The following is an 11839-nucleotide window of genomic DNA, read 5'->3' on the forward strand; positions in this document are numbered from 1 at the left end:
AATCGTTACTTCATGCCCCTCAAGCGTTTATCAGTCACTGCGGTGCGTAATCTGCACCCGGTGACACTTTACCCTTCTCCTCATGTCAATCTCATCTGCGGCGACAACGGTAGCGGTAAGACCAGCCTTCTTGAGGCAATCCATATTCTTGGTCTTGCTCGCTCCTTTCGCAGTACCCGCCTTCAGCCTGTCATTCAACACCAGCATGAGTCGTGCACAGTTTTCGCTGAGCTTGTTCTTAATAATGGTGTCACGACCTCCATGGGTATTACTCGGAGCAAACAAGCGGATTATGAGATCCGAATAGATGGGCAAAGTGTGCGCAGTACTGCCCAGCTTGCGGAGACATTACCCTTGCAACTTATCAATCCGGATAGCTTCCGCTTGCTTGAAGGTGCGCCAAAGCAACGAAGACAGTATCTTGATTGGGGAGTGTTCCACGTGGAACATCAGTTTTTGGGTAACTGGCAGCGCCTGCAAAAAAGTCTCAAGCAGCGGAATTCGCTGCTTCGACGTGGTAGAATTGAACGTTCACAACTGGCTCCTTGGGAGGCTGAGTTAGTGATTGCTAGTGAGCGTATCGACGAGTACCGGCGTATTTATATAGCTAAGTTAAAGCCAGTGTTCGAGGATGTATTGTCCCGTTTGGTCCTATTGGATGAGCTCACCTTGAGTTATTTCCGGGGCTGGGACAAGGACAAGCCCTTGCAGGACGTGCTTAACACCCAGTTTGAGCGAGATTGTCAGCTAGGTTATACGCAAGCGGGTCCGCAACGTGCGGACTTGAGACTGAGAATTAAAGGCATGAATGCTGCGGATGTTCTATCTCGGGGGCAGCAGAAATTAGTCGTTTGCGCTCTCAAAATTGCGCAGGGTTATTTGTTAAAGGAGCGTGGGCGTCAACAGGATTGCGTTTTTCTGGTTGACGACCTGCCTTCTGAATTAGATGAAAATCATCGTAAGGCCTTATGCAAACTGCTCGAGGGCCTTAACTGCCAGGTTTTTATCACCGGTGTAGAAGCAGAACAGCTCGACCGGTACTGGCAGGATGAAACATTATTGACCATGTTCCACGTGGAACATGGACACATTGTGCAGACCGAACGTTGTCTGGAGTGACGAGAAAATGACCGAAAATAGAGCCTACGATTCATCAAGCATCAAGGTCCTTAAGGGCCTTGATGCGGTGCGAAAACGCCCCGGCATGTACATCGGTGATACAGATGACGGAACAGGTCTGCACCACATGGTATTTGAGGTCGTTGATAACTCGATCGACGAAGCGCTTGCCGGACATTGCACCGACATAACGATCGTGATCCATACGGATGAATCCATTACCGTGCGCGATAATGGCCGTGGTATTCCGGTAGATATGCACGAAGAAGGCGTATCTGCGGCCGAGGTCATCATGACCGTTCTTCACGCTGGCGGTAAGTTCGACGACAACAGTTACAAGGTTTCTGGTGGTTTGCACGGCGTTGGCGTATCAGTTGTGAATGCGCTCTCTGAAGAGTTGATTCTGACAGTCCGTCGTTCAGGTAAGGTATGGGAGCAATTGTATGTTCACGGGGTGCCTCAGGAGCCACTGAAGGCCGTCGGCGATACGGAAAATACAGGCACCCAGATTCACTTTAAACCCTCAGCTGAAACCTTTACGAGTATTGGGTTTAGCTGGGATATTCTAGCCAAACGGCTACGCGAGCTCTCATTCCTTAACTCGGGCGTGGGTATAAATCTATCCGATGAGCGCTCTGGCAAAAAAGAGCTATTTAAATACGAAGGTGGACTGCGCGCATTCGTTGATTATCTCAACGTCAATAAATCTACAATTAATTCGGTGTTTCACTTTGATTTCCAACGAGAAGATGGCATTGCTGTCGAAGTGGCAATGCAGTGGAATGACAGCTTTAACGAAAGTATCCTGTGTTTCACCAATAATATTCCCCAGCGGGATGGTGGTGCTCACTTGGCCGGATTTCGTAGCGCCCTGACTCGCACCCTAAATAGCTACATCGAACAGGAAGGCTTGCTCAAGAAGCTCAAGGTCAGCACATCCGGTGATGATGCACGGGAAGGTTTAACCGCGATCATTTCGGTTAAGGTGCCAGATCCCAAATTCTCCTCGCAGACCAAGGACAAGCTGGTCTCTTCCGAGGTGAAAACCGCTGTTGAGCAGGAAATGAACAAGGCGTTTTCTGACTACTTGCTTGAGCGGCCGAACGAAGCTAAGGCAGTAGTTGGCAAGATGATTGACGCGGCGCGGGCCCGTGAAGCTGCGCGCAAAGCGCGCGAAATGACGCGCCGCAAAGGTGCTCTGGATATTGCAGGGCTACCCGGTAAGTTGGCAGATTGTCAGGAGAAAGACCCTGCACTGTCTGAACTTTACATAGTGGAGGGTGACTCCGCAGGTGGTTCAGCGAAGCAGGGACGTAATCGCAAAACCCAAGCTATATTGCCGCTCAAAGGCAAAATCCTCAACGTAGAGAAAGCCCGTTTCGACAAGATGATCTCCTCCGCTGAAGTAGGCACGCTAATCACTGCTTTGGGTTGTGGTATTGGCCGTGATGAGTTCAATATCGACAAACTGCGTTATCACAACATCATTATTATGACTGACGCTGACGTAGACGGTTCACACATCCGTACTTTGTTGCTTACGTTTTTCTTCCGGCAGATGCCATTGCTTATTGAGCGCGGTTATATTTACATTGCCCAACCGCCGCTCTACAAAATCAAGAAAGGCAAACAAGAGCAATATCTGAAAGACAATGACGCCTTAGAAGAATATCTGACCCAGTCCGCACTGGAAGATTCTTATCTGTTTGTCAACGAAGATGCTCCAGGTATTACTGGCGAAGGGCTCGAACGTATAGTTCAGGAATTCAGAGCGGTGATGAAAACCCTCAAGCGCCTGGCACGCTTGTACCCGCTGGAGCTGATGGAGCACTTTATATATCTGCCCCGGTTAAGCCAGGAGAATCTGGCAGACAAAGTGTTTATGGACAACTGGGTTACCCAGTTTGAAACCATGGTTAAGACGGGTGAAAAGTCCGGTCAGCAATACCAGGTCAGCTTGCACGAGGATCGCGAGCGGCGTTTGTGGTTGCCGGAAGTCGAGACCATTTCCCATGGTTTATCCAGCTACGTCACTTTTAACCGTGACCTTTTCGCCAGCAACGATTATCGATCGATGGCCGTATTGGGCGAGAAACTGCAGAGCCTGCTTGAAGAAGGGGCTTATATGCAACGCGGAGAAAAGAAAAAGCCTATTACTCATTTCAAGGAAGGTTTGGAATGGATGATGAGTGAGACCGCTCGCCGGCACACTATTCAGCGATATAAAGGGCTTGGCGAAATGAACCCCGACCAGTTGTGGGAAACTACAATGGACCCGGATAGCCGTCGTATGCTGCGCGTTAATATTGAAGACGCTATTGCTGCAGACCAGATCTTCAATACTTTGATGGGCGATCACGTAGAGCCACGTCGTGAGTTTATTGAAACCAATGCGCTGGCGGTATCAAACCTAGACGTGTAATTTTTTTGTAGGTGGGCAAAGTTATTTGCCCATTCGGCGAGAGTTATGTGGGTCGGCCAAAGTTAATGTCCGCAGTACGGACTAGAAAACCCTAAGTAGATTTACATCTGCCGGGGGTTTTTTTTCTAGCGGATGCATTGGCTGTGAATAAAGCTACGTACTCACCTAGATCGATGGCGCGCACATAGTAGGCACTTCTAGATTCTAGCTATTCGCCAAATGAGGCCTCATTGTGTGCGTCATCCAGCGTAGAGTCAGAGGTACTTTTTAGAATTGGTTAAACATTTCCGCTTGGTGAGCAACGCTGGGTAAGCCATGCTCTGGTCTTGCAGTACTTGCGTGCATTGGCACGTCGGTCATCGCACTGGTTACCTGCCTGCTCTGCCTTGTAACGGCCAGCATAGCTCTTGCGTCTAACTTCTCGGCTGACGGTCGATGGATGTGCGTCTGTTCGTTTGGCTATGCCTGACTGAGGCATTCCAGAAGCCCATCCTGCTTCAATCAGGTAACGTTGACTCTAAGTCAGTTGCCGGTAAAGTACAGTCATTTGCGTTTGAATCCTTTGGTGTGGGAACCTGGATTGTACCGGTAGTTGGCTCTCTGCCTACGGTTTCAAGTGTTGCACTTATTCTATGAATTCAGGGGTTGATAAAAAATCACTTTACATTAACTCTTTTTTTAGAAATGAATATCATATGTTTTACTACATATGGTTCAAAATAGACGTTACTACATAAGCACTAGTTCACGGGGCGATTCCAAGGTAATTTCAGGGGTGCCGTCTTGCAACTTAACGGTGCCGATGGCGCAGATCTGGCTATCAACTAAATTGCTGGAAAGCGCGCGCCCAAATTTATCTCGGTCGTCAGCCCAGATCACAATGGATAGGCGATCTCTGACAGGATATTTCGCACCAATATTGATCCAAGTAGGGCCGCCCTTGATGTCTGGTAGATACGCATATTCTGCAACATTCCCGATCACGGCAATACGTTGATCTTCGTAATCTTTAGCCAAAGACCATTTAGTAGGTGAATCGCATGATGGATTTAAGCCTATAGCAGCTCGTCCTGGCACTTGATAATCATCTACCTCACCGGTGGCTTGCATAGGTACTTGAGCTGTAGGCGGTTGTACTGATATCTCTAACCGTGATGCAGGAGGGCTCACGTCAATTGATGCGTCATCATAAAAGGCTGTGGGACTTGGTCTAGGTTTGTTGTTAGTACTAGTAAAGATATAGACGCAGACAGCGACGAATACTCCAATAATGGCTATAAGCGTCCAAGTCTTTTTTATAATTGTGTTATTTGTCATATATAAAACCTTCGTATGTTTGTTGCATGAGTTTTACAAAACGTAGGCTATTATTATTCCGTTTCACTTCGCCGAACGTTATCATTAATTCTCGTTTTTAATGCTCTACCGTATCAGTGTGGTTGCGGACAGCCTTCAGCTGCCTACTCAAGAATCGGTCGACGTAAACAAGATTAGTTGAACGCTGACGATTGCTACGTTGGTTTTTGAATTTCTGTTCAATACAACGCTGTTAACATTCTGGCTGATTGCTTGTAGCTCTATCCTTAAAGCCTAACACCTTCTAACCCGATACGGCCAAAGCGCTACGGCTGTAGAATTTTACCCCATGTTTCGAATGCGTCTCAGCTGTTTGACATTCGTAAACACCGTTAAGGTGACGGCTTCAAGGTGACTTGGCAACGGTGGCACGCTAGCGAATGGTTCTTGCAGCAAAAATGGCCGATTTACTAAGGATCTTGTGTTTCTCAAGGAATATTACTAATGGCGGTCATTTTGTCGAGAAATGCCAATTGATATAACTCAACTATGACATTTACTCTGCCCATTTACTTCGTAACCCATTGATTTTAAAAGTCTGTAAAACGACATCTTTATAGCCTGTCGACATTTACCCAGCCATTATATTCCAGGGGCTGGTTTTTTTATGAGTCATGACGTCTGAAATCCGCCGCTAAATCTACACTAAGCTCCGGCTGATTCACAACGTTCGAAGTTTAGAGGAAGTCGTCTGTCAGATCCGAGTCGAAGGTGGGGGAAAGAGCCAGCTCTGACGGTTGTACTTTTAGCTTCTCGGCTTCAACTGACTTGGCTGCATGGGCATTTGATGCTTCCATTTTCACCCGTAGAACCAAGTCATTGCGCGAGTCCGCCAGGCGAACCGCTTCCGCAAGCGTTATTGCTTTCTGCGTAACCAGCTGAAATAGATGCTGGTCGTAAGTTTGTAGAGCCTTGTCGTCGGTCGCCCGCGCCATGGCCGCGCGAATGTCCTGGGTTTCTCCACGGGCAATAAGGTTGATGATATAGGGGGTGCGCACAAGGACTTCAACAACGGGTATACGCTTTTTGTGTATACCTTGTGCCAAGCGTTGACCGATGATGGCTGCAAGATTCAACGATATATCACCTAGAATCTGCTGGCGGGCATCTTCCGGAAACATGTTTGCCATGCGGTCCACTGCCTGAACGGTGTTGGTTGCATGCATGGTGGCTAGCACCAGATGCCCTGTCTCGCTGTAATGCAGGGCATGCTGCATGGTTTCGCGATCACGGATTTCACCGATCATGATGACGTTTGGCGCTTCGCGGAGCACATTATGCAGCGCGTCAGTGAAGCTATGGGTATCCAAGCCCACTTCGCGCTGGTCAATGATCGATTCCTTGTGATGATGCAGGAATTCAATTGGATCCTCTATGCAGACGATATGCCCGGCGCGGTTGGTATTACGGTAGTCCAGCATGGCAGCCAGGGTAGTGGACTTGCCTGAGCCGGTCGATCCGGTAATCAGGATAAGCCCTCGATCGAGCATGACCAGCTTTTCCAAAACCGGTGGCAAGCCCAATTCGCTGAAGCTGGGGATTTGATCGTTTATATAGCGCACAACCATCGCCACTTCACCGCGCTGAAAGTATACATTTGCGCGAAAGCGGCCAACGTCGGCTATGCCGACTGCCAGGTTCATTTCCAGATCACGTTCGAATTCAGCCGTTTGGCGTTCGCTCATGAGCTTGTGCGCCATCAGCTTAACAGCACCCTTGGCTAGAGGCTCGGAACTTAGGCGCACATAGCTACCGTCACACTTGGCAGTGGGCGGTGCGCCAACGCTGAGGAACAGGTCAGAACCCTTGAGTTCTGCCAGGCGGCGCAGATAATCGTCGATATCCATGGTCATAAAGCCTCCTGGTAACGGTAACGCTGCGCAGTTATATCTTCAGGCTTGGACAGTCGGCGCTAGGGCATGGTTTATCCACGCTTCGCTTCGTTTGTTGAGCTCTACGATAGCACGCGGATCCTTGCCCTTGGGATACAAAGCAGGACCGATCATGACCTTTATGGTACCGGGCTTCTTGCCCCAGCCGACCTTTGGCCAGAATTCGCCAGCATTGTGCGCCACAGGTATGACAGGCGCATCGTTGGCACAGGCAAGCGCTGCGCCACCCCGGGAAAACTTGACAGTCTCACCGGGCAATCTGCGAGTGCCCTCTGGAAATACCAGAATCCAGATACCATCTGCCAGACGTTGACCACCGATCTGGCTGAGTTGTTTCAATGAGTCGAGGCCCTTTGTACGATCAATCGCAATAGGTTTGGCCAGCGCAAATGCCCATCCGAAGAAAGGCACATAGAGCAGTTCTTTCTTGATCACTTGGGTCTGGGGACGAAAAATCTGCTGTAGAAAGAAGGTTTCCCAGGTGCTCTGATGATTGGCCAGCACCACTCCGGGCTGATCGGGAATATTATCCAAGCCGCTCACTTCGTAGCGAATACCGACCAGATGGACGGTCAGCCAGATCGCCAGTCGGCTCCACCAGCCGACGATCAGCGTATATCGCCAGCGATACGGTAAAAAGGGCGCGATGATCAACATCAACAGACCCCAGATTCCAGCGCTGGTTGCCAACAGAAAGTAGAACAGGACGACGCGTAAGGGCATCAGTGACATGATTCAGTTATCCAGAAGGTAATCGGCCACGGCGGCCAGGTTATCAAACACCTGCGTGCCGGCAGGCAGGGGTTGGAGTGCCGTTTTTTGCCCCTTGCCGGTTCTGACCAGGTAGGGCTTGCAACCGACGGCAATGCCGGCTTCCAGGTCACGCAAGCTGTCACCCACAACGGGCACGCCAGCGAGCTCGATATTGAAATGTTCGGCAATCTGCACAAACAGACCGCTGCGCGGTTTACGACAATTACAGCGGTCGTCAGGACCATGGGAACAGAAGCGGATTAAGTCGACTTTGCCCCCCTGCTCTGCTACCTGTGCCTGGAGTGCGTCATGCATCTGCTGCAACGCAGATTGGTCGAAATAACCGCGGGCCAATCCCGATTGATTGGTTGCCACGGTAACAATCCAGCCGTGTCTACTTAGCCGGCCGATGGCCTCGATGGAGCCCGGTATCGGGATCCACTCAGCCAGACTCTTGACGTAGGTGTCGGAGTCCTCGTTGATGACGCCATCGCGGTCCAAAACAATCAGTTTGCGCATACTCTCACCTGTTCTGGGATCAACCCAGCAAGGAGATGTCGGCTACGCCCAGAAACAAGCCGCGAAGGCGAGCCAGTAGGGCATAGCGGTTTGCTCTCACTTGTGCATCCTCGGCGTTGACCAGTACCTGATCAAAGAAGGCGTCAACAGGTTCACGCAATGTGGCCAGGTGCTCTAATGTGGAGCTGTAATCGCGGCTGGAAGCCAATGGCGCAACTGTTTGCTCGGCGGCGGCAATGGCGTTGGCAAGGGACCGTTCGGCAGGCTCGACCAGAAGCGGCTGGTCGATCTGTGGGCTGACCTCCATCTCTGCCTTCGCCAGCAAATTGGACACGCGCTTGTTGGCAGCAGCCAAAGCCTGGGCTTCGGGGAGACGCCGGAAATGCTGCACTGCCTGCACTCGCTGGTCGAAATCCAACGGTGACGCAGGGGCGACAGTCCGCACTGACTGATACACGGCAACATCAATGCCTTCGTCCTCGTATCGGGCACGCAGGCGATCAAACACAAACTCTTGCACTTGAGATGCGAGGTCCGGTGTGACCGTGATCTTTTTTGCATATTGCTCAACGGCGAAGACAAGGGCGGTAGTCAGATCCAGTTCCAAGCGTTTCTCGATAAGGATACGCACCACACCGAGAGCCGCACGTCGCAGGGCATAGGGGTCCTTGCTGCCAGTGGGTAGCATGCCGATGGCGAAGATACCCACGAGGGTGTCGAGCTTGTCTGCCAGGGCCACTGCGGAGCCGGTGAGTGTTGTAGGTAACTCTGCGCCGGCACTGCGGGGCATGTATTGCTCGTTCAGAGCCAGGGCGACGTCTTCCGGTTCGCCGTCATGCAGGGCGTAATAATACCCGGCAATGCCCTGCAGCTCGGGAAACTCGCCCACCATTTCAGTTGCCAGATCGCATTTGCTCAGCAGGCCTGCACGCGCTGCGCGATCAGGGTCCCCACTGATTCGAGCGGCAATGAAGCGGGCCAGTCCAGCGACTCTCAGCGCCTTGTCGTACACGCTACCGAGCTGGGCCTGAAATACCACGTTGGCCAGTTGAATATTGCGTTCTTGCAGCGAGTTTTTCTTGTCCTGACGGAAAAAGAACTCGGCGTCGGTCAGGCGCGGACGCACGACCTTTTCATTGCCTGAAATAATCTGTGCTGGATCGCTGCTAACAATGTTGGCGACGGTGATAAAGCGCGGCAACAGCTTGCCATTGGCATCGAGCAGGCAGAAGTACTTTTGGTTGTCCTGCATGGTCGAGATCAGTGCTTCCTGCGGCACCTCGAGGAAACGCTCTTCAAAACTGCAGACCAGTGAAACCGGCCATTCAACTAGCGCGGTGACTTCGTCGAGCAGACTGTCAGGCATGATCGCGGTCCCCTGCTCCGCCGCTGCGAGTTCTTCGACTCGCTGGCGTATGATCTCGCGGCGTTCGGCAAAATCGGCAATTACATAAGCATCGCGCAACTGTTCGGCATAACGGGCTGGCGTGGTAATGAGCACCGGGTCGGGATGGTGAAAGCGGTGGCCGCGTGAACTGCGGTCAGCCCTTTGGCAGAGAATCTCGGCAGGTACGATAGAGTCGCCCAGAAGCATGACTAGCCATTGGGTGGGACGCACGAACTCGGTCTTGCCGGCGCCCCAGCGCATTCGTTTGGGAATAGGCAAAGCGGCCAGAGCGTTGTCGATTATCTCAGGGAGCAGTTGAGCGCAAGCCTGACCAGGAATGGTCTGCACATAGCGCAGTTTTGGACCACTGCTATCCAGTTCGGATACGTCCACGCCACACTTGCGCGCGAAGCCTTCGGCCGCTTTGGTGGGATTGCCATCAGCATCGAATGCGGCCTGAACAGGGGGGCCGTCCATTTGATTGCTGCGATCGGGTTGCTGGGTATCGAGTTGATCGACCAGTACCGCGAGTCTTCTGGGGGCCGCGTAAAAGCGCGCTGCAGTATAGTTTAGGCCAGCCTCTTGCAGGCCTTTTTCAACGCCGCTCAAAAAGGCTTCGGCTAGACGTTTGAGTGATTTCGGGGGCAGCTCTTCGGTGCCCAGTTCTACCAGAAAGTCCTGCTGCATTATTCGGCCTCCTTGAGTTTGGCGAGAACTTCATCGCGCAGTTCTGCCGTCGCCATCGGAAAACCGAGGCGCGCACGCGCAAGCAGATAGCTCTGGGCAATAGCCCGTGACAAGGCACGTACGCGCAGAATATAGCGCTGCCGTTCGGTCACCGAAATGGCTCTGCGAGCATCCAGGAGATTGAAGGTGTGGGACGCCTTGATGACCATCTCATACGCGGGCAAGGGCAGCTCGGTGACCATTAAACGATTGGCCTCGCACTCGTAGAAGTCGAATAGCTCCAGCAGTTTTTCCACGTTGGCGTGTTCAAAGTTGTAGGTCGATTGCTCCACTTCATTCTGGTGGAACACGTCGCCGTAGGTCACCTTGCCGAACGGACCGTCGGAGTACACCAGGTCGTATACCGAGTCCACACCCTGCAGATACATTGCCAGGCGCTCCAATCCGTAGGTGATCTCGCCCGTGACCGGATAGCATTCAATGCCGCCAACTTGCTGGAAATAGGTGAACTGCGTCACTTCCATGCCGTTTAGCCAGACCTCCCAGCCCAGACCCCAGGCGCCCAGAGTCGGCGACTCCCAGTTGTCTTCGACAAATCGTACGTCGTGTACGCTGGTATCGATACCGATATGATTCAACGAATCCAGGTACAGCTCCTGCATGTCGGCCGGATTGGGCTTGAGTACAACCTGAAACTGGTAGTAATGCTGCAACCGGTTCGGATTCTCGCCATAACGACCGTCGCCCGGGCGTCGGCTGGGCTGCACATAGGCGGCGTGCCACGCCTCAGGGCCAACGGCGCGCAGGAAAGTGGCGGTATGAAAGGTGCCGGCACCCATTTCCATATCGTAGGGCTGGAGCAGTACACAGCCTTTTTCTGCCCAGTAACTTTGCAGGGCAAGGATCAATCCTTGGAAGCTTTGGGTGGCTGGGTTGGTCTGAGTCACGTTATCTGTCCGAATTGGCATTTTAAGAAAGGGCGCAGTATACAATCAGACAGGCCTGGACATACAGGAGTGGAGCCTTGGCAACGCATCACAAACAAGGAGAGAGGATGAATTCGGTGGCAGAATCGACGGTGCGGGCCTGTGCAAGATGTGCTTGGTGTTCCCAGGACCCGGTCTACCAACGCTACCACGACACCGAATGGGGCGTTGGGGAGTACAGCGCTCAACGGCTTTTTGAAAAGCTGTTGCTGGATGGATTTCAGGCGGGCTTATCCTGGATTACAGTTCTGAAAAAGCGCGACCGCTACCGCCAGGTGTATCGGGGTTTTGACCCGCATTTCATGGCACAGCAAAGCGATGATGATCTGCTCGACCTGCTTGAAGACTCCGGCATCATTCGCAACCGGCTTAAGGTCAAGGCCGCTCGGCAGAACGCACAAGCCTGGTTGCGTCTGTCTGAGCAGGGTGATCCAGGCAGGTGGCTCTGGCAGTTTGTCGGGGGCGTTCCGCGGATTAATAGGTTTGCCGACATGAGCCAGGTACCGGTCACCACAGACCAGGCATTGGCGATGAGCAAGGCCTTGAAGAAAGCGGGCTTCACTTTCGTTGGGCCAACCATCTGTTACGCTTTCATGCAGGCAACCGGTATGGTGATGGACCACACGCGGGATTGTTTTCGTTATGCCGATCTGGCTGGGCTCTGAGCTCCAGGCTTTTCTGGCGTACCTGATGTTATGTTTCTGAGCCGTTCTTATAC

At 52.1% G+C, this 11839-nt stretch carries 10 protein-coding genes; 3 read left to right on the top strand and 7 right to left on the bottom strand.

All coding sequences use genetic code 11. From position 1 onward, the window contains the following. Positions 1 to 12: 12 nt before the first annotated feature. Positions 13 to 1119 (top strand): DNA replication/repair protein RecF, encoded by a 1107-nt coding sequence (gene recF / locus ACJAXR_RS09160; protein WP_415057959.1) that lies wholly within the window; start codon positions 13 to 15, stop codon positions 1117 to 1119. A gap of 7 nt (positions 1120 to 1126) precedes the next feature. Next, entirely contained in the window at positions 1127 to 3541 is a 2415-nt protein-coding gene (gene gyrB, locus ACJAXR_RS09165; protein ID WP_415057960.1) for a DNA topoisomerase (ATP-hydrolyzing) subunit B, read from the top strand. Between the two features lie 277 nt (positions 3542 to 3818). On the opposite strand, the gene ACJAXR_RS09170 is transcribed toward gyrB, so the two are convergent. From ACJAXR_RS09170 to glyQ, 7 genes are all read right to left on the bottom strand, one after another. Continuing rightward, on the bottom strand, positions 3819 to 4046 hold the full coding sequence (locus ACJAXR_RS09170; protein ID WP_415058208.1) for a helix-turn-helix domain-containing protein: 228 nt from the start codon (positions 4044 to 4046) through the stop codon (positions 3819 to 3821). Positions 4047 to 4270: 224 nt separating this feature from the next. Continuing rightward, on the bottom strand, positions 4271 to 4858 hold the full coding sequence (locus ACJAXR_RS09175; protein WP_415057961.1) for a hypothetical protein: 588 nt from the start codon (positions 4856 to 4858) through the stop codon (positions 4271 to 4273). Positions 4859 to 5574: 716 nt separating this feature from the next. Next, a complete protein-coding gene (locus ACJAXR_RS09180; protein ID WP_415057962.1) occupies positions 5575 to 6750 on the bottom strand; it encodes a PilT/PilU family type 4a pilus ATPase in 1176 nt (391 codons plus the stop codon). 39 nt (positions 6751 to 6789) lie between these two features. Then, on the bottom strand, positions 6790 to 7524 hold the full coding sequence (locus ACJAXR_RS09185; RefSeq protein WP_415058209.1) for a lysophospholipid acyltransferase family protein: 735 nt from the start codon (positions 7522 to 7524) through the stop codon (positions 6790 to 6792). Further along, the gene (gmhB, locus tag ACJAXR_RS09190) at positions 7525 to 8061 is read right to left on the bottom strand and encodes a D-glycero-beta-D-manno-heptose 1,7-bisphosphate 7-phosphatase (RefSeq protein WP_415057963.1); all 537 of its coding nucleotides are present in this window, start codon (positions 8059 to 8061) and stop codon (positions 7525 to 7527) included. 19 nt (positions 8062 to 8080) lie between these two features. Continuing rightward, complete coding sequence (gene glyS, locus ACJAXR_RS09195; RefSeq protein WP_415058210.1) at positions 8081 to 10138, bottom strand: glycine--tRNA ligase subunit beta; 2058 nt, start codon at positions 10136 to 10138, stop codon at positions 8081 to 8083. Beyond that, positions 10135 to 11082, bottom strand: a complete 948-nt coding sequence (glyQ, locus tag ACJAXR_RS09200; protein WP_415057964.1) for a glycine--tRNA ligase subunit alpha — start codon at positions 11080 to 11082, stop codon at positions 10135 to 10137. Before glyQ ends, glyS begins: the two co-directional genes overlap by 4 nt. Positions 11083 to 11189: 107 nt before the next feature. Between glyQ and ACJAXR_RS09205 the strand changes: the two genes are divergently transcribed. Further along, entirely contained in the window at positions 11190 to 11786 is a 597-nt protein-coding gene (locus ACJAXR_RS09205; RefSeq protein ID WP_415057965.1) for a DNA-3-methyladenine glycosylase I, read from the top strand. The last annotated feature ends 53 nt before the right edge of the window (positions 11787 to 11839 follow it).

The sequence above is a fragment of the Halopseudomonas sp. genome (assembly GCF_047631575.1).
Classification (GTDB): domain Bacteria; phylum Pseudomonadota; class Gammaproteobacteria; order Pseudomonadales; family Pseudomonadaceae; genus Halopseudomonas.